Annotated in this window: 21 protein-coding genes; 8 read left to right on the plus strand and 13 right to left on the minus strand. The window is 54.1% G+C overall.

The window, feature by feature from the left end; genetic code table 11:
- Nucleotides 1-197 precede the first annotated feature (197 nt).
- Complete coding sequence (locus tag VB780_RS21515) at nt 198-770, minus strand: hypothetical protein (RefSeq protein WP_323353233.1); 573 nt, start codon at nt 768-770, stop codon at nt 198-200.
- A 709-nt stretch (nt 771-1,479) separates the two neighbouring features.
- Here VB780_RS21515 and VB780_RS21520 point away from each other — a divergent pair.
- Entirely contained in the window at nt 1,480-1,614 is a 135-nt protein-coding gene (locus VB780_RS21520; protein WP_323353234.1) for a hypothetical protein, read from the plus strand.
- Between the two features lie 8 nt (nt 1,615-1,622).
- Here VB780_RS21520 and VB780_RS21525 read toward each other — a convergent pair whose 3' ends face one another.
- Entirely contained in the window at nt 1,623-2,597 is a 975-nt protein-coding gene (locus VB780_RS21525) for a LysR family transcriptional regulator (protein ID WP_323353235.1), read from the minus strand.
- A gap of 108 nt (nt 2,598-2,705) precedes the next feature.
- Here VB780_RS21525 and VB780_RS21530 point away from each other — a divergent pair, with 108 nt between their 5' ends.
- The gene (locus tag VB780_RS21530) at nt 2,706-3,587 is read left to right on the plus strand and encodes an aspartoacylase (protein ID WP_323353236.1); all 882 of its coding nucleotides are present in this window, start codon (nt 2,706-2,708) and stop codon (nt 3,585-3,587) included.
- A gap of 166 nt (nt 3,588-3,753) precedes the next feature.
- On the opposite strand, the gene VB780_RS21535 is transcribed toward VB780_RS21530, so the two are convergent.
- Together VB780_RS21535 and VB780_RS21540 are read right to left on the minus strand one after the other, a co-directional pair.
- On the minus strand, nt 3,754-4,710 hold the full coding sequence (locus tag VB780_RS21535; RefSeq protein ID WP_323353237.1) for a sulfotransferase domain-containing protein: 957 nt from the start codon (nt 4,708-4,710) through the stop codon (nt 3,754-3,756).
- A 287-nt stretch (nt 4,711-4,997) separates the two neighbouring features.
- On the minus strand, nt 4,998-5,579 hold the full coding sequence (locus tag VB780_RS21540; protein WP_323353238.1) for an HD domain-containing protein: 582 nt from the start codon (nt 5,577-5,579) through the stop codon (nt 4,998-5,000).
- Between the two features lie 293 nt (nt 5,580-5,872).
- Here VB780_RS21540 and xdhA point away from each other — a divergent pair, with 293 nt between their 5' ends.
- The 5 genes from xdhA (at nt 5,873) to VB780_RS21565 (ending at nt 13,564) form a co-directional block, all read left to right on the plus strand.
- Entirely contained in the window at nt 5,873-7,321 is a 1,449-nt protein-coding gene (xdhA, locus tag VB780_RS21545) for a xanthine dehydrogenase small subunit (protein ID WP_323353239.1), read from the plus strand.
- A 181-nt stretch (nt 7,322-7,502) separates the two neighbouring features.
- Nucleotides 7,503-9,833, plus strand: coding sequence for a xanthine dehydrogenase molybdopterin binding subunit (xdhB, locus tag VB780_RS21550; protein ID WP_323353240.1), 2,331 nt, complete (start codon nt 7,503-7,505; stop codon nt 9,831-9,833).
- A 260-nt stretch (nt 9,834-10,093) separates the two neighbouring features.
- Nucleotides 10,094-11,554, plus strand: a complete 1,461-nt coding sequence (locus VB780_RS21555; protein WP_323353241.1) for a P-loop ATPase, Sll1717 family — start codon at nt 10,094-10,096, stop codon at nt 11,552-11,554.
- A gap of 160 nt (nt 11,555-11,714) precedes the next feature.
- Nucleotides 11,715-12,443 (plus strand): pentapeptide repeat-containing protein, encoded by a 729-nt coding sequence (locus tag VB780_RS21560; RefSeq protein WP_323353242.1) that lies wholly within the window; start codon nt 11,715-11,717, stop codon nt 12,441-12,443.
- 161 nt (nt 12,444-12,604) lie between these two features.
- Nucleotides 12,605-13,564, plus strand: a complete 960-nt coding sequence (locus tag VB780_RS21565; protein ID WP_323353292.1) for an XdhC family protein — start codon at nt 12,605-12,607, stop codon at nt 13,562-13,564.
- Nucleotides 13,565-13,749: 185 nt separating this feature from the next.
- Here VB780_RS21565 and VB780_RS21570 read toward each other — a convergent pair whose 3' ends face one another.
- A complete protein-coding gene (locus VB780_RS21570) occupies nt 13,750-13,992 on the minus strand; it encodes a ChaB family protein (RefSeq protein WP_323353243.1) in 243 nt (80 codons plus the stop codon).
- Nucleotides 13,993-14,257: 265 nt separating this feature from the next.
- Between VB780_RS21570 and VB780_RS21575 the strand changes: the two genes are divergently transcribed.
- Nucleotides 14,258-15,253, plus strand: coding sequence for an adenosine deaminase (locus VB780_RS21575; RefSeq protein ID WP_323353244.1), 996 nt, complete (start codon nt 14,258-14,260; stop codon nt 15,251-15,253).
- Between the two features lie 36 nt (nt 15,254-15,289).
- On the opposite strand, the gene VB780_RS21580 is transcribed toward VB780_RS21575, so the two are convergent.
- From VB780_RS21580 to VB780_RS21615, 8 genes are all read right to left on the minus strand, one after another.
- A complete protein-coding gene (locus VB780_RS21580; RefSeq protein ID WP_323353245.1) occupies nt 15,290-15,490 on the minus strand; it encodes a DUF6887 family protein in 201 nt (66 codons plus the stop codon).
- A gap of 134 nt (nt 15,491-15,624) precedes the next feature.
- Nucleotides 15,625-16,875 carry a hypothetical protein gene (locus VB780_RS21585; RefSeq protein ID WP_323353246.1) on the minus strand — a complete coding sequence of 417 codons (1,251 nt, stop codon included), beginning with the start codon at nt 16,873-16,875 and terminating at the stop codon, nt 15,625-15,627.
- Between the two features lie 324 nt (nt 16,876-17,199).
- Complete coding sequence (locus VB780_RS21590; protein WP_323353247.1) at nt 17,200-17,430, minus strand: hypothetical protein; 231 nt, start codon at nt 17,428-17,430, stop codon at nt 17,200-17,202.
- A gap of 134 nt (nt 17,431-17,564) precedes the next feature.
- The gene (gene recF, locus VB780_RS21595) at nt 17,565-18,698 is read right to left on the minus strand and encodes a DNA replication/repair protein RecF (protein WP_323353248.1); all 1,134 of its coding nucleotides are present in this window, start codon (nt 18,696-18,698) and stop codon (nt 17,565-17,567) included.
- 84 nt (nt 18,699-18,782) lie between these two features.
- Nucleotides 18,783-20,876 (minus strand): glycogen debranching protein GlgX, encoded by a 2,094-nt coding sequence (gene glgX / locus VB780_RS21600; protein ID WP_323353249.1) that lies wholly within the window; start codon nt 20,874-20,876, stop codon nt 18,783-18,785.
- Between the two features lie 168 nt (nt 20,877-21,044).
- A complete protein-coding gene (locus VB780_RS21605) occupies nt 21,045-21,758 on the minus strand; it encodes a hypothetical protein (protein WP_323353250.1) in 714 nt (237 codons plus the stop codon).
- Nucleotides 21,759-21,977: 219 nt separating this feature from the next.
- A complete protein-coding gene (locus VB780_RS21610) occupies nt 21,978-23,102 on the minus strand; it encodes an aromatic ring-hydroxylating dioxygenase subunit alpha (protein ID WP_323353251.1) in 1,125 nt (374 codons plus the stop codon).
- Between the two features lie 16 nt (nt 23,103-23,118).
- Nucleotides 23,119-23,946, minus strand: coding sequence for an ABC transporter ATP-binding protein (locus VB780_RS21615; protein ID WP_323353252.1), 828 nt, complete (start codon nt 23,944-23,946; stop codon nt 23,119-23,121).
- Nucleotide 23,947: the final 1 nt, after the last annotated feature.

Here is a 23,947-nt window from a genome sequence, read left to right on the forward strand (position 1 = left end):
GCCGTGCAGTTGATGACCAACAACGTTAGCCCATCCGCCCAACCCTCTGGGTTCGGTAGTAGCAGGGGTTTAATACGAAATCCGAGTTGGGAAACCCCGATTCATAATCAGGAACCCCGTAGGGGCATAGCATGCTACGCCCCTACGAATCGGGGGTTATTCACTCGGGATTTGATAATAAGTACTCTGCCTAGAATTTAATGGTTTACATAGCCATGTCGAGGCGTGTTTCTAAAGGATGCAGCTAAGGGAATTTGGGCCTGGGAATAGCAGAGAATTAGGCTTATCACCATCATTTCTCCCCCATCTTCAACCATGCCTATAAGCCCATAGACATACGGAATATTAGAAGCCATGACATGAACCATGTCTACTGCGACGCCAAAAAAGGCTAGGGCAGCAATCAGAAAAAGCAGTTGATGACTAACCTGCCTAAAGTCGAGCGCACTTTTTCGGTAAGTTAGCCCTATTGCGATGAAGAAAACAGCAGCTATTGAAAGGGTGTAGACAATCTCTCCAAAGTCAACGGGCCTCAGCCGTAGTGCTGACGACCAAGACATCCACTCGGCCAGAGCCGAGCCAAAATTCTCATGATATGAAAGGGCATCGTCTAGTAACAGATAGCCAAAAAAACATGCCCACACAAAATATGCTCGATTTCGCCGAACACCCATATAAATAAAAATAAGGGAAATCCAAAAAAGCTTGATGTACTGAAACATTTCTGGATAGCCCTTGTCAAACTCTAGGCTAAACATTTGATCAGCCACGGCGGGTAAAGACGTGAGCGAATGAAAGAGGTGAATGACAATAAAAGCTATGTCTGTCAGTAATGTTAGGGTTAAAAGCTGTATGGTGAGTGGATTATTAATCTTCATTTTGAGTCGATTAGCTGAGCCAAATAAACCTGAAACGATCTGATGAGATCTAATTCTTGTCGATCGGGGATCTGGCATCCTAGTCAAAGGAGCGCGGTATTTCATAACAACTGAGCTACATTACTGAGTTAGGGTAAAAGCATGAGACTTGGCTCTCTTCGGCCTGTGCCTAGAACTAGATGCCAAGATAAAGTTCGCCCTTATGCTGAAGGCTGAAATCGGGTCAATCTTGACGTAAAAATGACTCATTACTCAGCTCTCAAAAGAGCTGATATATATTTGGCCTATAGCAACAGATTAAGCTCAGGTTAAGTGAGATTAACACTTGGATTCGTTCGCTTCACAACGATTTCATGAAGCTATGAAGTTTGTGTGAAGAGGCTTTTTGGCTAAGAACTCTATCCTGATTCGCTGAAAAATTTTGGCTCTCAAAGGTTTGAACCCTGATGAGAATTTTCTTGGAAAATCCAGAGAATACGGATTAGTGAAAGTGCCGAAAAATACTTGAGATAGAAAATTCTGGCATCTAGCTAATGGGTGAGATCTTTTGATGATTTAAATATCTCATTGGCCTGATTGGCCCCCTCTTCATCCAAATAGTTTGATTGAAAGCTTTGTCTGTGGTGAGTCTCAAGCGATCGCCCCCAGCTACCTCTATCGCATGCTCACCTTCTCTTACCGGGTGCGTGTCGGGCTGAATTGGATGACCAACCTGCGGGATCTGCTGACAGGCTAGCGATCGGCTCAAGGGTTTAGCGATTTAATCACCGCGAGAAAATTTTTCAGCGGGGCCGATGGGTTGCTTGGCTGCCAGACAGCCACGATTTCTAACCTGGGGGAGGCCTCTTGAATTGGGCGATAGACTACGCCTTGGCGCTGAAGCTGGGTCACATTGGCAGGCAGCAACGACACCCCAACATTACCCGCCACCAGGCTCAAGACGGTGGTGATCCAGGCGGCTTCTTGCACAATGACGGGGGTGCAATTGGTGCGGCTTAAAAGCTCGTCAATCTGACCGCGCAGGCCGGAGAGTTTTGTGCTGGGCGGCAGCACAAAACTCTCGCCATTCAGCTGGGCCAGGGACACCGATGGGTGGTGAGTCGCGGGATGTTGGGCGGGCAAAACCAGCACCAGCGGCTCGGACAAAATGGAGGTCACCTCAAAGCCTTGGCGATTCGCGAAGCGTTCGGGAACCGACTCGGAACGAGTATCCGGCCCGGAATCGCCTGCTGACAGCGCCGACAGGTTGTGTTGATGAAAGAAGCCAACGTCAATTTGGTTGCTGTTTAACTGCCTAATTTGGTCGTAGGAGGCCAATTCATGCAGCGTCAAATTGACCAGGGGAAACTGATGACAAAACGCCTGGACGATGGCGGGCAGTTGACTGTTGGCGATTGAAGTATTGATGCCGATGTTGAGACTGCCCCGCTGCCCCGCCTGGGTTTCTTGCCCCAGGGTAACGGCTCGCTGGGTCTGGGCCAAAATTTGCTCAGCTTTGCCTAAAAAATGGCCGCCAGCCTCAGTGAGCCCCAGTGGGCGCATGGAGCGATCGAATAGTTTGAAGCCTAGCCTGGTTTCCAAGCGCTGAATTTGGCGGCTTAAGAAGCCTTGATCCAGATCGAGGGCGATCGCCGCCTGAATAAACCCCTGGTGCGCTTTGACAGCGATCGCATACTTCAAATGCCGAAATTCAAGGTCGTCCCAGCGGTTAAAATCCATCGCTATTATGACGATTTCGTCATAGATGTATGCCAAGCATGTTGATCATAGCATCGTCAGCTCCGCTAAGCTGCTCGCATCGGGCAAGCCGTTGAGTAGGTAAACGATATGGGCAAGATTAACCGCGTCTTGATTGCCGGGGGCACCCACGGCAACGAATTGACTGGCGTTTACGCCGTTAAAAAGTTTGAGCGATCGCCTGATCTGGTGCGCCGATCTAGCTTTGAAACCGTCACCCTGCTCGGCAATCCCAGGGCGATTGCGGCCAATTGTCGCTACATTGACCAGGATCTAAACCGCTCGTTTAACACTGGCGCGGCGATCGCCCCCGCTGGGTATGAGGTTCAGCGGTCAGAGCACCTGCGCCAGCGGTTTGGGCCAGCTGGGCAAACCCCTGTAGATTTTGTCATCGACCTGCACAGCACCACATCTAACGCTGGCGTCATGATTATTTTGGATAGCCTGGACGGCTTTACCCTAGGGCTAGCAGCCTATTTGAGTCAGGCGAATCCAGAGATTAAGCTGTACAGCTCTGAGGGGTCTGGCCGCCGTCAAGATTCGCTGCGATCGCTCGCCCCCCACCGCATCGGCATTGAAGTTGGCCCCCTGGCCCACGGCACATTAAGCGCCCAATTGTTTCAAAAAACTGAGGCGGTGGTGCAAACCACCCTCGACTACTTAGAGCGCTACAACCTCGGCACCGCTGCTGCTGAACCGCCCACAGCGCTCACTCTCTACCAATACGTTGATGCCCTCGACTATCCCAGAGATGACGAAGGCAATATCCTGGCAATGATCCATCCTCAACGCCAATGGCAAGACTATGTGCCCCTCGAGTCAGGGGATCCGCTATTTTTAACATTTGAGGAAGCGGTCATCCCCTATGCAGGCAACGCCAGGATGTATCCCGTGTTTATTAATGAAGCGGCCTATTACGAAAAAGGTATCGCCCTATGCCTGACGGAAAAGCGCGTTTATCAACTGGAGTAGCTGCCATGGGTTTCGTCGTTGCGCTGGACTGCCGTTCCGCGAAAAACGAGTGGCCCCAAGTTCGCTAGACCCCTCGACAACAATTCTGTCGAGGGGATAAACAACAGGGCAGTTAGGACATCCTAGTGGCTACCAATGCGTCCTATTGCCAGGAGTAGACTTTTTCTCAACCGAGATCAAGTGAATCACCGTTAGCTAGCCAGTAAGCGCACTCCTCGCCGAGCTGGGCCTGGGCAACCTCCTCGTACCAGCTAATATCTTCGTCGGTTAGGGTGTCGCGCCAGCGACCGTTGGTGCCTTTGTTGATAAAGGTCTGAGCCCCGCCCGCAAAGATCTGGCCACCCAGGGGTGCGACCTGTTCAGCATTGCGCTTCATATAGTCAAAGGTGCAGCGATCGACAACTGTGTCCCACTGAGCCTCGTCAATGGGAATTTCGAGAAATTCGGCGATGCGGCGCATTTGGCCGGGCAGATCTTGCTTGAGCTGGGTATAGTGCACCATCAGCACGTTGGGCAGATGGCGTACCTCCCACCACGATCGCATGTTGTCCCACAGCGACCAAAAGGGGTAGCCATCACCCTGGAGCCAGTCATGGAAGTACTGCCGAATTGAGCTAGTCGGTGGCTCAATGGGTGGCCCCACCAGGCCCGGCGTGTTGTTCAACAAGTCGTAGAACAGGTCGTTGGCGTTGGCGTGGTGATTGTAGAGGCTCCAGAGCACGTCGCGGCCATCGCGGCCAATATAGATATATTTTGCCTTGGGAGAAAAGACCAGGGCATCCACCGGCAAATGGGTTTTGAGAAAGCGGCGGTGGGTTTGGGCCTCAACAGCGGCCATTTTCTCAGGGGCGGGCGGCACTCGCAGATCCATCCAGGGGGATATATCGCCCACGATGAGCCCGTCCTGGCCGTTGAAAATCAGCTGGGCAACAATCTGCTGCATCCAGGTAGTGCCAGATTTGCCGTAGGTGGCAATAATAATGTCATCGTCGCGAAACTGAAAGTCATTCCAAATGGTGGAATCGAAGTGGTGGCTATGCAGCTCGCGGGTCTTTTGGGGGTACTGAGTTTCCGCACTGGCGGTAGCGACAGATTGCGCAGGTTTCATAATAGCTGGGGTCATTCGGTCGGCCTCCTTCTACTCAATGGATAAGTGGGTTAGCGTTACACAGCTTGAATAGCTACACGCCGCTGCGCCAGGTTTCCGAAAAAATAAAATTTTGCCAATTTAGGCAAACTCAGAGAAAAATGGATAAATTTGGCCGATAGATCAACGCAGCCTCTGGCTTACTTTTCGTGGGCTCGGCGATCGCCATTCTGGGTACCTCGACCTAAGCCCAAGGCAGTGGGGGGCTATGGAGCGGTACTCGTGGTGAGAAGGCTAGGCGTAGACGCTTTGAGTTTGAGGCGTTAAGCGTGCGGTGCCGCTGCTTGCACCGCTTTTCGACCGGCGGCGATCGCATCGTCATAAACCGCTTCTAGCGCGGGGTTGTAGCCTCGGCACCCGGCCACCACGCGATCGGCCCAGTCCAGATATTCGCGCCGTCGCTCTAGGGGCCAGTCTGCTGGGGGCGAAGCGGTGATATCTTGCACATTGGCGGTTTTATCGGCAATTTTGAGCTGTTTTGCCTGGGGCGACAGATGGGGGGCATGCTCAACTTGCAGGCGCTTGCGCTCTGCCTTAGGCAGACTCTTATCGTCGGTGACCTCCGCCACGAGCTGCTGCACCGCTGGGCCAAAGAGACGCTCTAGCTCCTCGGGCGTGGTCTCGGTATCTTCTACGGTGTCGTGGAGAATGGCCGCCTGAAGCGTCACCAGGTCTGTTACCCCGCCCTCGCTGGCCAGCAGTTGCGCCACCCGGATGGGATGGTTGATATAGGGCGAGGCTGCTTCATCTTTGCGGCGCTGGTCGCGGTGTTTGGTCGCCGCAAAGTGCAGCGCCTCTAGCAAAGCGGTCGTGGATAGGGGTGCAGCTAGAGCAGGTAGGGTCATGGTTCTGTAGAAAAAGCGATTTTCCCTAGCATGACCGATCGGGGCGGGCCGCTGCATCGGTGCAGGGTGCAGCTGAAGTGGTAGTTAGGCACCCATCGGTTTGGCAGGTATCATCTCGCAACAAGTTTTGCTCAAATCGTCCTGTCTGCCCACGGCTGAACCTAGTGCGGACTCAATTCTCAAAACTCAAATTAAATTTAGTCAATTTGTCATCTCGCTTACTAAATTATCGCTAAGTTGAACACTAATCTCATGGCTCGTGGGTACGTGTTTTTAGCCGCCATACAGCTCCTGTGACTCAACAACTCGACATTCAGCTCAGCTTCACCATCAATGGCGAACCGGTCTCTGTAAAAAACTTCTCGCCAGCCATGACCCTGCTGGAGTACCTGCGCCTGAGTGGGCGATCGGGTACCAAAGAAGGCTGCGGCGACGGCGACTGCGGTGCCTGTACCGTAGCTCTCATCGGCGCAGGGGCCAATGGCCAACCCCACTACCAGGCGGTGAACAGCTGCCTGATTCCCCTAGGGGCGGTGGCGGGGCGGCAGGTCTTGACCGCCGACGGCATTACCCAGTGCCAAATTCCCAAAGATGCGTTTGTCAAAGAACCCGTCACCGCCGACCAGCTCCATCCCGTACAGTCGGCGATGGTGGAAACGGGCGGCTCTCAGTGTGGCTACTGCACCCCCGGCTTCATCATGAGTTTGTTTGCCGCCTACTACGACGGCACCCCCGACGACCTCTCGGTAGAGGGCAACCTCTGCCGCTGCACCGGCTATATTCCCATTCGCCGCGCCGCTCAGATGGTGGCAGATGCAACCATTCAAGATCAGTTTTTAGAACAGCTGGTTTCAGCTTCCACAACGCTTGTGCCCCTGGCCTACACCGGCCATGACGAGCAGTTCTACCGACCCACCCAGCTCTCGGAAGTATTGGATCTGTTGCAGCAGCATCCCGCCGCTACTCTAGTCGCCGGGGCAACGGATCTGGGCCTGGAGATGAGCTGGCATCGGCAGCACTACCCGACGCTAATTTCCCTAGAGGCGGTGGGGGAGCTAAAGCAGATTCAGCAGACCGATGAACTGGTGGAAATCGGCGCGGCGGTGCCCCTCAGCCACATTGAAACTACTCTCCACGGCGTCTTCCCCAGCCTGGATGAGATGATTCACTGGTTTGCTGCGCGGCAGGTGCGCAATCGGGCCACTCTCGGCGGCAACATCGGTACCGCTTCTCCTATTGGCGACCTACCCCCGGTGCTTCTGTCCCTGGATGCGATGCTCAAGCTGGCGGGGCCGGGGGGCGATCGCACCCTCCCCCTGGCCAACTTCTTCACCGGCTATCGCCAGACCGAGTTGCAGCCCGGCGAGGTAATTGTCTCGGTGCAAATTCCCAAAGCGCTGACTCCTGGTGCAACCCGCCGCCTGGCGCAATCCTACAAAATTGGCAAGCGCGGCACCGACGACATCAGCATTGTAGCGGCGGCCTTTGTGGTGGATGTGGATTGGGCTAATCAGATTCTTGACGCCAGGTTGGGGTACGGGGGGGTAGCGGCGACTCCGGCGAGGGCGATCGCAGCCGAAAGCTTCCTCATCGGCAAACCCTGGACAGCGGACACTGTTCAAGCGGTGAAACCCATCCTTCAAGACGCTTTTACGCCCCTTACTGACTTACGGGGCAGCGCCGAGTACCGCAAGCGCCTGGTGGTGAATCTGTTCGAGAAGTTCTCTGTGGAATTTCCGTAGCGCCCACCTTCTGGGAAGCCGCTATTTCGCCCACATCCCCATCTAAAGCTGCGTAGGGTGGGCAGTGCCCACCACCCCAGGGCAAGCGATAGTCCACCCTATGTCCACTGCTTTTGCCCAATGATTGTGGTGGGCAGTGCCCACCCTACCCCCAAATCCAACATCCCCATTGAGGTACTCCATGAGCCCAGTCGGTAAGTACAAAAGTCACGAAAGCGCCGTGGCCCACGTCAGCGGCACAGCGGTCTACACCGACGACCAGCGCGAACCGGCGGGGATGCTGTCGCTGTACCCGGTGCTCTCGCCCCACACCAGAGCCAAAATTACTAAGCTGGATGTAGCCTCAGCATTAGAAGTGGAAGGCTGCGTTACGGTGCTCACCGCTGAGGATGTGCCGGGGGAAAACAACACGGGCGTCATCGTCCACGACGAGGTGCTGCTGCCGACCGATGAAGTGAGCTACTACAGCCAGGTGGTGGCCTGGGCGGTGGGGGAGTCCGAAGCAGCGGCACGGGAGGGAGCGGCCAAGGTAGTGGTGGAGTACGAGCCACTGCCCGCGATTAAGACGGTGAAGGAGGCGATCGCCGCCAGTTCTTACCACAACGACCCCCTATTCATTCGCCGGGGCGACCCCGATGGGATGCTGGCCCAGGCCGAGCACACCTTTGTGGGCGAAGTCGAGATTGGCGGCCAAGACCACTTTTACCTCGAAACGCAAACCAGCTGGGCCGTGCCCGACGGGGAAGGCAACCTCCAGCTCTACACCTCCACCCAGCACCCCACCGAAACCCAGGAGATCGTCGCCCGCATTCTAGGTCTGCCCAAAAATCGGGTGGTTTGCACCTGCCTACGCATGGGCGGCGGCTTTGGCGGCAAAGAATCCCAGGCGAACCCCTTTGCCTCGGCGGCGGCCCTGGCCACCTACAAAACCGGCAGACCCGCCCGCTGCCGCCTGCGCCGCCACCACGACATGCTGATCACCGGCAAGCGCCACGGCTTTCTGGGGGAGTACGAAGTCGGATTCAACAGCGACGGTACTATCACCGCGATGAAGGCGGTGCTGACAGCTGACGGGGGTTGGAGTTTGGATCTCTCGCCCCCGGTGCTGGGGCGGGCGATGCTGCACATCGACAACGCCTACTACGTGCCCAACCTAGTGGTGGAAGGGCGCATAGCTAAGACCAACCGGGTGTCGAACACCGCCTATCGCGGCTTTGGCGGCCCCCAGGGGATGATTGTGATCGAGGAAGTTGTGGACAGGATTGCCCGCACCCTCAACCTGCGGCCAGATGTGGTGCGCGATCGCAACTTTTACCACGGCGACGGCGAGACCAACCGCACCCACTACGACCAAGATATTGTCGATAACCGCATCGCCCGCGTCTGGCAAGAGGCCAAAGCAAACTCAAACTACGAGGCACGGCAGACCGAAATTGCGGCCTTTAACGACACCAGCCCCTACAAAAAGCGCGGCCTGGCCATTACCCCGGTCAAGTTCGGCATCTCCTTCAACAAAGTAATGTACAACCAGGCCGGGGCGCTGGTGCTGATCTATACCGACGGCAGCATTCAGCTCAACCACGGCGGCACCGAAATGGGCCAGGGGCTGCACACCAAAATGATCCAGGTGGCAGCCAAAGCTCTGGGCGTTAAAATCGATCGCATTCGCATGATGCACACCAGCACCGACAAGGTGCCCAACACCTCGGCGACGGCGGCCTCTAGCGGTTCAGACCTGAACGGTCAGGCGGTGAAGAATGCCTGTGAGATACTGCGCGATCGCCTCGCCGCCGTCGCCGTCCGCATGCTGAATCTCGACGCCCCCGAAGACATGGTCCTCGAAGACGATTGGATCTACTGCCGCACCTACCCCAGTGCCCGCATCGCCTTTGATGAAGTCGTGACGCAGACCTACAGCGAGCGCATCAGCCTCTCTGCCACCGGCTTCTACCGTACTCCAAACATCTTTTGGGATCCTAAACTGGGCAAGGGTCGCCCCTTCTACTACTTTGCCTACGGTGCGGCGGTCTGCGAAGTCGAGGTCGATGGCTTTACCGGCACCTTCAAACTGCGCCAGGTCGATATCGTCCACGACGTGGGCGAATCCTTGAATCCGTTGGTAGATAAGGGCCAAATCGAAGGCGCTTTTGTGCAGGGTATGGGCTGGCTGACCATGGAAGAACTGGTGTGGGACGGCGAAGGTCGCCTGCGCACCTTTGCCCCCAGCACCTACAAAATCCCCACCATCAGCGAAGTGCCCAAGCAGTTCACCGTGCACCTGCTAGAGCGCGCCGCCCAGGATGGCGTGATCTACGGCAGCAAGGCTGTGGGTGAACCGCCGTTTATGCTGGCAATGGCGGTGCGAGAGGCGATTCGCGCAGCGGTGGCGGCGTTTGGGGATGCCGACTATGTGCCGCTGGCGCTACCGGCGACCCCGGAGGCGACATTGTGGGCGATCGAGGCCGTAAAAGCAGCCGTCAGTCAGGGGCAACCTGTAGAAGTTGTGTCTTAGTAGAAGGTAGAAATGGGTTGTTGGGGCGTTGGCCCTCAAGGCCGGTCTTTGACCATCGCCAACAACCTGGCCTCCCTAAAACATGCCCGAGTTCTGGTCAGCATTTAGAGGATCGTTCACTCCTACCTCCAATGGTCTGCGAATGAGGAGAGCCTAACTTTGAGGGGTATTACCCAGCAGTGTACTATGGCAAAACAGTCTCAAACCCTAAACTAGGAGCAAGACATTACCCCCTTGTCCCTCAACGATTAAACCTACTCATGCCACTAGATATTCGCCTGCTCAACCTGGGATCGGACTCGGCAGAACGCGATATCACTGTCGGCCTGTCTGAATATTTTTATCAAAACTCAACTTACCAAAAGTTTTTCAATAGTGACAAAACGATTTTGGTTGGCAGTCGAGGCTCGGGGAAAAGCGCCATTTTTAAATATATGGCAGCGGCAGAAGCCCGCAAAGGCCACTTGGTGATTGAGCTTTCGCCAGAAGAATATTCCTACGAACTCCTGTCTCAGTATTTGCGCAGTGAGAAGGAAGGCTCTTGGGGTAAGCAAAGCTCCTACTCAGTAGCTTGGCAATACCTTCTCTATAGCTTAGTTTTTAAGAAAATTTCTGAAGAAAAGCGCGGCCTATTGTTAGGTGCGCAAAAAGATATTTATACCTATGTTGTCAATAATCTAAATAGTCAAGATCTGAACTCTATAGGCATCTTATTTGAATATCTAAAACGACTAGAGCAAATCAAAGTAGGCAATCATGAGAGCTTCCAGAAATCTCGTGAACTCCAGGCACTATATAGCTTAGAAGAAATTAAAGATCTACAGCCTAGCTTAGAAATAATTCTCAGAAAAACCCGGATTAAAATCTTTGTTGACGAGCTAGACAAGGGCTGGGACAACTCAGAAGATGCCAAGTACTTTCTGGCAGGCTTGTTTCAAGCTTCTCAAAAGCTCAACCGCATTAGCCCTAACCTCAGAGTCTATATTTCCATTCGCCAAGAGCTGTTTGACAATATCCCCCAAATTTATGAGGATGCCCAAAAAATACGAGAAGACGTTGAAGTGATTCGCTGGGGGAAAGCTGAGCTTTTAGAACTAATCGGCTTACGCATTGCCCACTGTTTTCCAGAACTAATTCAGCAAAACGGACAGCGTCGCTGGAATTCAGTCTTTACCTCAATGATTAGTGCTCAAGGCCTAAACTCCATCGACTATATAATCGATCGCACTCAGCATCGCCCCCGCGAGTTGCTACAGTTCTGCAAACTTTGCCTAGATTACTATTCTGAGGGAAAACGAGTTGAGGAAGCCTCTATATTTGCCGCAGAAGAGGTCTACTCCGAACAAAAGACCAAAGACTTAGCCTCTGAATATCGCTTCAAATATCCCTGCCTACTGGATCTGTTTGAGGTGTTTCGGGGGCGCAAAGATGTTTTCGAGAGAGCCGATCTTGAATATCTTTTACTGGCCATTGTCTGTGGTGAACTCGATGTCGATCAGGCGGCAGACTGGATCTTAGAGATAGATTATCTAGAGCTTAAGAAGCTGCTTTGGCAGATCGGCTTTCTCAAAGCCAAAGTACCTCAAAAGATGCGAAATGCTTCCACATCCCATGGAGCCTATCTGGGTCACTATGAGCTTCCTACTATTAACTTAGAAAACATTGATTATTTTTGCGTGCATCCCGCTTTCCATAGCTTTTTAAGCCTGAGAGATGGCTAAATGATTTAGTCAGCAAGCTTTAAGTTGTGCCCTGTTTTTTTGAGTTTGATCCAAGGATTTTATAGTTTACAGAGCTTTATCTATGCGTTGGAATCCGTCCAAGCTAGTTCGACAACTAGAGAGATGCATTCAGCATGTTCCGACCTGGTTAGCGGTGCTAATGTCTGTGCTGGTGTTGGCGACAGTTGCCATATGGGTGCATGAAGATGTAGCCCTTAAGTCTCCATCAGATTTGTTCAAGCGAGAAATCCTAAGAGTCTTTTTTGAGAATGCAGAGTCGTTTGCTATTGTCGCCGCTGTGATTTTATATTTTAAGGGTGCCCCCGATCGCAAAGCTCAAAAGCACTATGAAGCTTGGCGTGTTATTGACAACGCTGCAGCCACCAAACTATCGACTAGCTATGCCCGTATTCGAGCCCTGGAGGATCTTCATAACGATGGCGTCCCCCTCCGGCTGCTGGAGGCCAATGGGGCTAATTTAGTCAAAATTCAATTGAGCCAAGCGCACTTAGTCGAAGCTAACTTTAAAGAAGCTGATCTGCGAGAAGCTAACCTACAGGGTGCGAATTTAGCGGAAGCATTGCTTCAGGGGGCTAATTTACAGAATGCTAATTTGCGAGGCGTCAACTTGCGCGGAGCCCAGCTACAGAGGGCAAATCTACGGAATGCTGACCTCACGGGAGCCGACCTGCAAGATGCAGATTTACAGGGCGCTAATCTGCGGGGAGCAGAACTTTGGAAAACCAAATTCTTAGGAGCCAACCTTGAAGAGGCTGAGCTTAAGTGGGCCGAGCTACAAGGCGTGGAGCTTAACGGCGCTAAACTTAGCCGCACCACTATGCCTGACGGTAGTGTAGAGCATCAAGCAGTAGAGTACTGGGTAAACTAACTGTAGAGCGTTGCCAAGCTCCCCATAACTTCGCCTTTTGATTTTGGGTTTAGCCGTAGCATAAACTCTGAAGCGAGCGATAGTAAACTAACGTTTCTATATCGCTGTAGTTTGAGCTTTTAACTTTTTTAATCCTTTGTAGTCGACGGTGAACTGCTTTGGTGAATTGTTTTCAACAACTGGCTCATGCTCTTGATATTGGCCCCGCTGTTCTCGCTACTGTCACTAGTATTACAGGGTCTGTTCCCCGTGAGGTAGGGGCTAGGTTAGTTGTTGATGCCAACGGTCAAGCCTTCAACACTGTCGGCGGCGGTGCTGGGGAAGCTAAGGTACTGCGTCAGGCCCAGGATGTGCTTAAAACCGGGGAAAAGCAATTCGTCGAAATTGATCTGTCTGGGGCACCCCAGCGGCAGACCCAGGGCATTTGTGGGGGCCACATGCGAGTGTGGCTAGAGCGCTGGCAGGGTGAGGCAGCGAAATCCCTGGTGGATGAAATCTTGCGGCAGCTCCAGCAGGGGCAGGCGGTGACGCTGGTAACACCTTTGGATGGCGCTAACGCTCCTTACCTGTCAGAGGATGCCGTTGAGGTTGACGCGGCGATCGCCTTCGTCCAAACCCTCCAACCCCCACCCATGCTGCTGATCGTCGGTGCCGGTCACGTAGGCCTTCAGCTTGCCAAAGTCGCTCACCTGATCGGCTTTCAGGTCGTGGTGCAGGACGATCGCCCCGAGTGGGCCAATGCCGACCTATACCCCCAGGCCAGCCAGATTTTGGCGGAACCCATAGACAACGCGATCACCACCCTTGCCACCCACCAAAACCTCTACGCTGCACTTGTGACGCGCGGCTACACCTATGACCTCGAAGCCCTCCAGCATCTGCTTCAGCGCACAATTCCCTGCCAGTACATCGGCATGATCGGCAGCGAAAAGCGAGTGCGTCAGGTCTATGGGGCGATCGCCCAGACAGACATTCCCCGCGAAAAGCTGGCAACCATTTACGGCCCGATCGGATTAGATATTGGAGCCTTAACCCCAGAAGAAATTGCTGTGAGCATTGGTGCCGAGCTGATTATGGTGCAGCGCGGCGGGACGGGGCGATCTCTCTCTCTGAATGCTTAAGGCAGAGCATGGTCTCTGACTAACACCGCTAGCGATCTATTCCTAGCATCAACACGGGCAAGAATAGAGCTGGGCAAGCCGGTTACAACTGTAAACCAGTCGAACCAGTGCTTGCCCTCATATCCAAGTCCAATGTCAAAGGTCGTTTAATATAGAGCGGGTTTCAAAGACTAGCTCATCAACCCTTAGCCACCAGGCATAGTACCTGTGGTGCTTTTAGAGTCACGGTCTTCAGCTCTAAAGTACCATTCCCCATTGCCATCTTGGGCAAAGGTGTTTTTCACCGAGCTCCAAGCCACATCGCGAGCACCATCTTCGCTGAAACCGTCGCTCGAAGCAGCATTAAAAGCCGCCATAAATATTTGCTTAGCTGCTTGGGGCAACGACTGAGTATCTTGGGGCAACGCTTCTGTGTTTTCGTAAGACATGAGATTATTTCCTTAGTTAGGTGGTAGTTCTTGCATAGACCATAAAGCACCGGTATCGGCATCAACCTCTTTCTTCAGCTGTAAACCTCCCTACTTTTAACCGCTCCTTTAGGATGGGAATGACTACTATTTCGACAGAGCCTCAACTCATTCTTTTTGAGGTAAACCGCAATAGTGGCTTGGCCTATTTATCAGTTGTTAGCATTCCACTCAGGCAAATACCAGCTGTTTGGGCGATAATGGCCGCTAAAAAGTGCTGATGCCTATGCGATCGCCCCTCCTCACCCTGCCAAAGGCCGAACTCCACATCCACATCGAAGGCTCCCTTGAGCCCGAGATGATGGTTGCCCTGGCCCAGCGCAACGGTATTACCCTCCCCTACGATTCGGTTGAAGCGGTGCGGGCCGCCTACCAGTTTGAAAACCTTCAGTCGTTTTTAGACCTCTACTACGCCGGGGCGCAGGTGTTGCAGACCGAGCAAGACTTCTACGACCTCACCTGGGCCTACCTGCAAAAATGCGCCGCCCAGCAGGTGCGCCACACCGAAATTTTCTTTGACTCGCAGACCCACTGCGATCGCGGCATTCCCTTTGAGGTTGTCCACAGCGGCATCACCCAGGCGCTGCTAGATGCCAGAGTTCAGCTGGGGGTTTCCTCGGCGCTGATTCTCTGCTTTTTGCGCCACCTCAGCGCCGAGGCCGCCATGGCCACCCTAGAGCAAGCCCTGCCCTACCGTGGCAGCATCATCGCCGTGGGGCTTGATTCCTCAGAACTGGGGCATCCACCCTCGAAGTTTCAGGCGGTGTTTGACCGAGCGCGGGCCGAGGGCTTTCTCACCGTGGCCCACGCGGGCGAAGAGGGGCCGCCAGAATACATTTGGGAAGCGATTCGCCTGCTCAGGGTGTCGCGCATTGACCACGGCGTGCGCTGTGTGGAAGATTCGGCCCTGGTGGAGTATTTGGTGGAGCATCAAATACCTTTAACCGTGTGTCCGCTGTCGAACGTTAAGCTCTGCGTATTTGACGAGATGGCCCAGCACAACCTCAAGCAGCTCATGGAGCTGGGCCTGTGCGTCACGGTGAACTCCGACGACCCGGCCTACTTTGGCGGCTATATGGCCGAAAACTTCGCAGCGGTGGAGTTTGCCCTGGATCTGACGCCGGAACAACTGGTGCAGCTGGCCAAAAATTCTTTCCAAGCGTCATTCTTGAGCCCAGAAGAGCAGCGGCCCTACCTACAGGAGCTATCGACCTACAGCTGAACCAGGCAAATCAGGGTTGAGGACGACACAGCCCGTTTACCCGTTGCTCGCCAGTTTCGCTTGAAGGATCTCTTCCATTGTCTTTAAATCTTCTTCAGTCTGAGGAAATGGATAGACTCGGCTATGAGGATTTCCCATTCGGATCAATACCTCGATCGCCTCGTCATCATCTCGATGGGCCAAAATATAGGCTCTCAGCTCCTGACGCGACATTTGGCTAAAGTCAGGCTTCGTCATCGTTAAACCTCCACTGTCCATTGGCAAAGACCAAAATTTCCAGGTTTTCAGTCGCATTGGCTAAGATGACTATAATTTTGGTGTTGGGTTACCTCAATAATGCGTTTCTCTTCTAGGCCAAAAAAAGAATGTATTCATTTGATACTATTCCTAGCCTTGCCTATGAAATTTAGCAAGTTTTCCAAGGCTTCTCCGAAGCCCGGATCTATTGCCAGTAGAATTCTTAATCCTGTAAGTGCAAAAACTCCTATGGCTAGATAGTCTCTGAGTGGCCCCTGGGGAGCAATTGGTGTCTTTAAAAACAAAAATATTAATAGTATTGGAACCGACATTTTAAATGTCAAAATCACTATATTGAGTATTTTTCTGATTGGCTTCCTTCCACTCAATTCAATTTCATTCTCCGGAATAAGAGAATCCAGGTCGAAGTGCACATATTTTTTTAATATAAAAACTAGCTCCGCTATGAGTGCCAGTCTGGTGTCTTCTTTTGGAGTAAAAAGCCACCGGTTTAATGATCTAAATCTCCCTGCTATTAAACGAAAATTTCTTCTGATCTCAGGATCCTCAATATCTGCCTGGTCAGGAATAACTTCCTGGAAAATATTTGCGATAGTTTCTAGCCTAAGTTTAATTTTCCTACGACTTTGAATATTTCTCCACGTCCCCCTATCCGTTATGTCTTTTATGCAATCTGCAAGCAAGCAGATCACATACTCGTCTAGAAATTTTTGCTTAAATAGTGAGTCTCTCACTTTTGTAAGAAAGGCGTAAGCTAGAACTGAAATAATTATAAGTACCCAGCAATAGGACATGACGAAAAATCCCATAACGAAATACAAAGCCCCCGCGCTGAAATCTGCTCGGGCAGTGATTGTAAATCCTATTACAGGTATCAGAAATGCAAATACGAATATATAGTCATCATTTCTCCTGGATTTCTCTGTGGCTCTACTAATCTTTTTGATCTTTATCTCTTCTTTTTCTCGAATATCCCTGATAAATATTTCTGTCATAAGAATTGATGGAACAACAGAAATCATCGGTAAAAAGAGGGGGATTCCTAGGATTAAGTTCGAAGTGAAGATTCCGATAAGAAATATGAACCATAAGCCTGAGGGGTTTTCTAACAAAAAACCAGCGAAAAAATTTGTTAAGGAGGTAATCTTTGTTGAGTCTGAATAAAAATCAAATGCAGATATAGCGAGACTTTTAGGATGAAGAGGAGTGGTTAAGATTATAAGTATGTTTGTTGATATGAAGGCTAAGATGTATGGAGATAAGCTAATGCTTTTTTTGAACTCTCTTCTTTTTGCTTTGCTGTACGTCACAAGTTCACACTGACTGAGAAAATCTCTCGCTTCCTGGTCGATTTTTTCTTGCATTTCTTATCTAGAATCTATAGAGTACAATTGTACTGGTAAATACATTGCTCTTTGTTGATGGGATAATGCTAATGTTTGGTGCCAGTATTTCAAGGGATCATTTTTGGAGGTTCATCTTATGTTTTTTGCTACTCTTGAATTGACCGTTGGAAGTATCTTTATTTGTTCCTTGTCGGCTCGGGATTGCCAAAGATATTATGAAATACTTGTCAATTTCTTGGTTGAGAATAAGAGATATTCTTCACCATGTTAAAATCCTTTTTGGCGATTTTTCTGTATTGGTTTCCATTTTTTTGCCATTACTATAGCTAAAAGAACACTTATTCAAAAGTTGCGAACGGCCCAAAACTGCAAGACGCTGAGAATGCTGTCCAGACTCAGAACCGACAGCACGCTACCGGCGCTGCCCACGCTCAAAATGCTGCCTGCACTACCAATGCTCAAGATACTCCCCGCGCTGCCGATGCTCAGAATGCTGCCGGTGCTGCCAATGCTCAGAATGCTGCCCGCGCTGCCCAGACTGAGCAAGCTAAAGTAGCTGCCACGGCTCAACATGGCGCGATGCCGTGGGAAATGGTATGACCATTCGCAGGGGTGGAGACGGTTTGCTGTCGTTCAAACATACTGTGATCACCTGCTCAAACTTGAATGTAAAAACGTTCTCTCATAAAGCCAAATACTGAAATGGTTTAGCTGCCCTCAATCCGCCCCGCCTTGACAGTCAAAATCTGCGATGAGGCCATCCACTGGCTGCCAAAAGCGCCCAAGTGAGTGGTGGTGATAATGGTTTGAAAGCGGTCTTGAATGGCGTCTAAAAGCTGGTTTTGGCGGTTGAGATCTAGCTCGGCCAGCACATCGTCGAGCAGCAGCAGGGGCGGTTCGCCCACCACCTCATCGATCAGGTGCAGCTCCGCCAGCTTGAGGGCCAGCACCAGAGTGCGCTGCTGGCCTTGGGAACCGTACTGGCGGCTGGGGGTGTCGTTGATGGCAAACTCGATGTCGTCGCGGTGGGGGCCAACTAGGCTAGTGCGCTGGTGCTGCTCTGCGATCGCCCTCAGCTTAATCTTCTCCAAAAAGCTGGCCTGAATCACCTGCGGGTCATCCTCCACCATCGGCACATTGGGCTGGTAGTGAATCCGCAGGTCTTCGCGCTGGCCGCTGATTGCCTGGTGCCACTGGTGGGCGATCGGGGCGAGGCGATCGATCGCCCTGGCCCGCCGCCGAATCACCCGCGTGCCCAGGGCCGCCAGTTGGGCATCCCACAGGGCAAACTCAGTGGCGTCTACAGATGGCCCAGCTTCCCCCTCGTCGTCGCCGTAGGATTTTTTGATCAGGGCGTTGCGCTGCTTGAGCACCTGGTTGTACTGGCTGAGAATGTGGGCATAGACCGGCTCTAGCTGAATCAGCAGCGTATCGAGCCAGTCGCGCCGCTCCCCCGGCCCGCCCCGCACCAGGTCAAGATCGAGGCTAGAGAACTGCACCGCGTTAAGCGCCCCGAGAAAGTCGAGCTGTCGCCGCAGCTTTTCGCCGTTGAGAATGGCCGTGCGCCGCCCCGCCTGGCGCAGCACCAACGAGAGATCGGCCAGGCCCAGGTCGCGCCGGACTGAGGCGGTGATTTGGGCGACGGGCTGGTCTTGCTGGACGAGATCGCGATCGCGGCTCGTCCGGTGCGACTTCAGCGTCGCCAACAGCTCCACGGCCTCCAGCAAATTTGACTTACCCTGGGCATTTTCCCCCACCAAAATGGTCTTGGGAGCGGCAAAGTCAATCTGCTGCTCGCCGTAGTTGCGAAAGTGCCTGAGCGAGAGGGAGGTGAGGTACAAGACGGCTAAGCCAGGGCTGATCTGGGTTTAGGATACAGGACAGCGTAGAGAATCTCAGATCTGGGCGCGCAGACCCAGGGAACGCTAAACTTGCCCCTGACTCATTAGCACTACGGTCGATCGCGCCCCCACCGGGTAGCGATCGCTTTCAAACACCGGGGCTTCTTCGGGGTAGCAAAAATCGCGGGGCGGCGGCACGGCAGTGTCTACGATGCGGTGCCAGCGTTGGTCAGAGACCGGCCATAGGCCATCGCGCGGCCCCAGCTCTGGCAGATCAAACGTCAGCGCCTCCCAATAGGCGTTGAGCATGACGTGAATTTGCTCCTTGGCGTCGGGGTAGCGCAGGGTAAAAGCCAGGGTGCGGGATTGCTCAGACCAGTCGGGCTGGTTGAGGGCAGTGCCGTGCCAGACGATGTGGGGTTCGTAGTGCCAGGTGTTGGTCACCCGTAACAGGTGCTCTAGCTGAAACACCTTCAGGTTTTGAATAAAGTGAATCAGCCCCCGGGTAAAGCGCAGCAGCGGCTGTTCTTTCTCCACGGCATCCCAGTTGAACCAGCTCAGGTCGTTGTCTTGACAGTAGGCGTTGTTGTTGCCCCGCTGGGTGCGACGCACCTCGTCGCCCATCAGCAGCATGGGGGTGCCCTGGGCCATAAACAGCAGCGTGAGAAAGTTTTTGATCTGCCGCTGGCGCAGCTGCTCGACCTCGGGCGGGGCCGATAGACCCTCTACCCCGCAGTTCCAGCTGTAGTTGGCGTCGGTGCCGTCGCGGTTGTGTTCGCCGTTGGCCTCGTTGTACTTTTGGTTGTATGACACCAGGTCGTTGAGGGTAAAGCCATCGTGGCAGGTGACAAAGTGAATGCTGCGATTGGGCTCGCGGTTGGGCTTTTGGTAAATGTCGGGGCTGCCCAGCAGACGGGCGGCCAGGTCGGGCACGCAGTTGGCATCGCCCTTGAGGAACTGGCGCACATGGTCGCGGTAGGGGCCATTCCATTCGGCAAAGCGATCGCCGATAAAGCTGCCCACCTGGTATAGCCCCGCCGCATCCCAGGCCTCGGCAATGATCTTGGTGCCCGCCAAAATCGGCTCCGACTCAATGTTCCACAAAATCGGCGGGTCTTCCAGGGGGTTGCCCGCCATGTCGCGCGACATCACCGAAGCCAGGTCAAAGCGAAAGCCATCCACATGCATCTCTGACACCCAGTAGCGCAGGCTGTCGAGAATCATGCGCCCGACAACCGCATGGTTGGGCGATAGCGTATTGCCACAGCCGCTGTAGTTGGAGTAGTAGATCGGGTTGTCTTCGAGCATGTAGTAGGTTTCGTTATCGATGCCCTTAAAGCTCAAAGTGGGGCCTTCGTGGTTGCCCTCGGCGGAGTGGTTAAACACCACATCGAGAATGACTTCAATACCGGCCTGGTGCAGGGCTTTGACCATGTCACGAAACTCGTTCACCGGCCCCAGGGGGTCTTTGCGCGAGCTATAGGCGCGGTGGGGAGCAAAAAAGCCCAGGGTGCTGTAGCCCCAGTAGTTTTCGTGGCCGGGCATGGCGTCTTGGGCATCGAATTGGTGAATGGGCAGCAGCTCCACAGCCGTAATGCCCAGCTCTTGCAGGTAGGGAATTTTTTCGATTAGCCCGGCGTAGGTGCCCCGCTGCTCATCGGGCAGCCCCGAGGAGGGGTGACGGGTAAAGCCGCCCACGTGCATCTCATAAATGACGCTGCTGGAGTAGGGAATGTGCAGGGGGCGATCGCCCCCCCAGTCATAGTTGCGCGTATCGACCACCACCCCTTTAATGGCGGTGGCGCAGTTGTCGCCGGGGCCAATGGCATGGCTGCGATCGTAGGTGTCGTCCCCGACTATGGCGCGGGCGTAGGGGTCGAGCAGCACCTTAGTGGCGTCGAAGCGGTGGCCGTGGGCCGGGTCAAAGGGGCCGTGGACGCGGTAGGCGTAGATCTGCCCGCTTCTCAACCCCGGCACAAACAGGTGCCAGTAGTAAAAGGTGCGGTTCCGAATCGGGTCTAAAGTAATGACCTGACTAGGCTGGGTCAGATCATCGACCTCAAACAGCAGCAGATCTATGCCAGTGGCATGTTTGGAGTACAGACAAAAATTCACCCCCACGGCGTAGACGGTGGCCCCCAGGGGGAAGCTTTGGCCAGGGAGAACTTTTGGACTCATAGCGCGACCTGTGTGCTGAATGCTGAAAATATCTCTGCCGTTGGTTTGTGGCTATAGCCTGTCTGGTTGAGACATTTTCCTTGAAAACGTTCAAACGTTTGAACGTTTCTACAGAACGTAAGGCTTTACCTTATCATCGAGAGTTTGCCAGATGTCCAGGCTCAATACTTAGTTAAGCTCTAGGCTCCGGTTCGCTGGCACCGAGCAGTTCAGCCGCCACGGGCCTAATGGGTCATCCAAGTCAAGCGGCGTCCACTGCGGTGGGATACCGAGGCTGGCCTCTGTCCCAAATAGAGCCTGCCAGGTGCCCTGCCGATACTCCCAAGCCGTCGCAGAAAACGCGCGAAAGGTCTCCCCATCTAAGGGGACAGCCGCTAGGGGATCACGCCATTGATGCACCAAGACAGCCCAGTTGCCCACCCTCAGGGCCTGCCCCTGATGTTCGCCCCGCTCCAAACACCACACCTGTGCTGGGCCGGGGTGCAGGCGATGCCAGTGCTCAACAAAGGGGTGGAGACCACCCTCGTCATCCTCACAGGTGCCCTGTTCTAAGAATTCGTCTGGTCCCAGCCAGTGATAGTTGCTGGTGTCAGGCCACTGGCGAGGGGTGAGGGCAAGGCGATGGTGCCAGGTACAGGTCGGAGGGGCTTCAGACCAGATAAAGGTGCCAGCAAAGCCCAGCAGGTCGGCGTCGAAGCGCGATCGCCAGTCCATCCCCCGGTACCGCTCTGGCGTCAGCCGTCCCGCAAAGGGAGCGCTACGCACGTCGGCAAAGTAGGTTTCAGCCTGGATCCACAGGACGGATTGGCTGGTTTCGATCGGGCCTTGGTCAAACTGGATAGAGCGGCGCTGCCAGACGCCGAGGAATGGGTTGGGGGGCATGGGGGAGGTGGAGAAGGTGAGGAGGGTCGGGGAGGTGAGGAGGGTGGGGAAGGGGGAGAGTTTTGAGTTTTGAATGTACCCGATCAGTTCAAAGTTTAGAATTCAAAATTTAGGATTAGCTAATCGTAGGGTGGGCATTGCCCACCAGTTAACCCAGCGCTATGCAACAAGGGCTCTGCGTAGGGGCAAACGGTGGTTTGCCCAGATCCATTCATGCTGCTAAGCAGCCTCACCAACCGCTGCAAGGGCTTCCCAAATCAATTTTTGCTGGTGAATGATCCGCGCTTCTAAACCACTCACCGGGCCGGGGGTGTAGACACCGCTGGCATAGCCCTGCTGCACACTTTCGGTGAGCACCATATCTTCTTGCATGAAGGCTTCAAACTCAGCCAGCAAGGTTTCGGTGGGCGGGCAAAATTCGGGATCGCCGTAGATATCTAGGGAAACCTGGCAAGTCTCGACGGTGAGCGGCTCAATGTGCAGCCAGGCCAGCAGGCCGTTGGGCAGCCCCAGCAGGTGCAGGTTGGGGTAGATGCCGTAGGTAAAAAATCCCTCGCGGCTGCGGCCCTGGAGGGTGGGCAAAATGGGGTTTTCGGCCTGCCAGTCAGAGGTGGTGGGGGTGTAGAGCAGGTTGACGAAGGCTTCGAGCTGGTGCTGGTAGTGGCGAATGGGGCCTTGCACCTGGTTGAGGGTGGTGCGGTGGGCGATCGCCACATGGTAATCGCACAAAGTGTTGTCGTGGTAGTTCTTCCAGTTGCAGGCGACGGTGTACTGCTTGGCTGCTAGGTGTTGGGTGGCGGCGGTGCGGTGCTGTCCTAAGTTCTCAGGAATGCTGCCCAGAAACTCGATCAGGGGCGGCGCGCTGTCATCAAAACAGACGAACATGAAGCCTGCCCAGGTCTCTAGCCGCAGCGATCGCAGCGCAAACTCTTGCTTCTCAAATGACTGCGGAAACTGATTTTGGGAAGGCACCCCCACCAAATCTCCAGCCAGATCGTAAACCCAGGCGTGGTAAGGGCACACCAATTTCTGGCAGGGGTGAATGCCCGCCTGGGGCGACAGAATCGCCGCGCGGTGGGGGCAGAGGTTGTAAAAGGCCCGCAGCTCGCCAACGTTGTCGCGCACGATCAGCAAGGGAGCGCCCGCTACTGACTTGGCCCATACCATGCCTGGCTGAAGTTGTGCCCCGTCACCCACATAGAGCCAGGTGCGACGAAAAATCGCCCGCTGCTCAATGGGGATCCAGCGGGGATTAGTGTAGTGATCGGCGGTGAGCAAAAATCGCTCCGGCAGCCCGTGGGCATCGGGGGCAGTGGGCGATCGCATCGGCAGACTCGAAACCATCAGTTTTCACTCCCCATCAGCTCACTAACGCCGGAGCTGTCTTTCCCCGCAGCAGATCCATGATGCCTTCGCGGGTGTCTTGGAAGGCGCGATCGCGGCGAATGGTGTAATCGCGATCGCTGGGCAGATCCACAAACACCTCCCGCTGAATGGTGCCGGGGTGGGCCGTCAGCACATAGATGCGCTGGGAGAGAAACACCGCCTCATCGACATCGTGGGTGATCATCAAAATGCTCACCCCGGTGCGGTTCCACAGGTCGAGCATGAACTGCTGCATAGTCTCTTTGGTCTGCACGTCTAGCGCGCCAAAGGGCTCATCCATCAGCATAATTTTGGGCCGCGAGGCCAGGGTGCGAGCGATCGCCACCCGCTGTTTCATGCCGCCAGAGAGCTGCTTGGGCAGCGATCGCGCAAACTTGGTCAGCCCCACCACGTCTAAATAGTAGGAGGCCATTTCTCGCCGCTCCTTTGGCCCCACGCCCTGGAGCTTGAGGCCAAACTCCACATTTTTTTGCACCGTCATCCAGGGATAGAGGGTATAGCTCTGGAAGATCATGCCGCGATCGGATCCTGGCCCGGTCACCACCTGGCCATCTACCGTAATCTCTCCCGCCGTCGGCATATCCAGCCCCGCCACCAGCCGCAGCAGCGTCGATTTGCCGGAGCCTGAGGCTCCCACCGCGCAGACAAACTCGCCCGTTTCGACGTGCATGTTGATGTCATCGAGCGCTAGCACCGACCCTTGGGGAGTGTCGAACTGTTTGCTGAGATTGTTGATTTCTAAGTGCATGGTGTTGGTGGGGATGACGGGGCGGATAGCTACCGTAGGGTGGGCAGTGCCCACC

Origin of the sequence: Leptolyngbya sp. CCNP1308 (genome assembly GCF_034932455.1) — a bacterium.
In the GTDB taxonomy this organism is placed as follows: Bacteria; Cyanobacteriota; Cyanobacteriia; order Phormidesmidales; family Phormidesmidaceae; genus Nodosilinea.

Coding starts and splice junctions, on each gene's coding strand:
- VB780_RS21525 (WP_323353235.1), bottom strand. CDS start 2,597: ATGGATTTTAACCGCTGGGACGACCTTGAATTTCGGCATTTGAAGTAT.
- VB780_RS21530 (WP_323353236.1), top strand. CDS start 2,706: ATGGGCAAGATTAACCGCGTCTTGATTGCCGGGGGCACCCACGGCAAC.
- VB780_RS21535 (WP_323353237.1), bottom strand. CDS start 4,710: ATGACCCCAGCTATTATGAAACCTGCGCAATCTGTCGCTACCGCCAGT.
- VB780_RS21540 (WP_323353238.1), bottom strand. CDS start 5,579: ATGACCCTACCTGCTCTAGCTGCACCCCTATCCACGACCGCTTTGCTA.
- xdhB (WP_323353240.1), top strand. CDS start 7,503: ATGAGCCCAGTCGGTAAGTACAAAAGTCACGAAAGCGCCGTGGCCCAC.
- VB780_RS21555 (WP_323353241.1), top strand. CDS start 10,094: ATGCCACTAGATATTCGCCTGCTCAACCTGGGATCGGACTCGGCAGAA.
- VB780_RS21560 (WP_323353242.1), top strand. CDS start 11,715: ATGTCTGTGCTGGTGTTGGCGACAGTTGCCATATGGGTGCATGAAGAT.
- VB780_RS21570 (WP_323353243.1), bottom strand. CDS start 13,992: ATGTCTTACGAAAACACAGAAGCGTTGCCCCAAGATACTCAGTCGTTG.
- VB780_RS21575 (WP_323353244.1), top strand. CDS start 14,258: ATGCGATCGCCCCTCCTCACCCTGCCAAAGGCCGAACTCCACATCCAC.
- VB780_RS21580 (WP_323353245.1), bottom strand. CDS start 15,490: ATGACGAAGCCTGACTTTAGCCAAATGTCGCGTCAGGAGCTGAGAGCC.
- VB780_RS21585 (WP_323353246.1), bottom strand. CDS start 16,875: ATGCAAGAAAAAATCGACCAGGAAGCGAGAGATTTTCTCAGTCAGTGT.
- VB780_RS21590 (WP_323353247.1), bottom strand. CDS start 17,430: ATGTTGAGCCGTGGCAGCTACTTTAGCTTGCTCAGTCTGGGCAGCGCG.
- glgX (WP_323353249.1), bottom strand. CDS start 20,876: ATGAGTCCAAAAGTTCTCCCTGGCCAAAGCTTCCCCCTGGGGGCCACC.
- VB780_RS21605 (WP_323353250.1), bottom strand. CDS start 21,758: ATGCCCCCCAACCCATTCCTCGGCGTCTGGCAGCGCCGCTCTATCCAG.
- VB780_RS21610 (WP_323353251.1), bottom strand. CDS start 23,102: ATGGTTTCGAGTCTGCCGATGCGATCGCCCACTGCCCCCGATGCCCAC.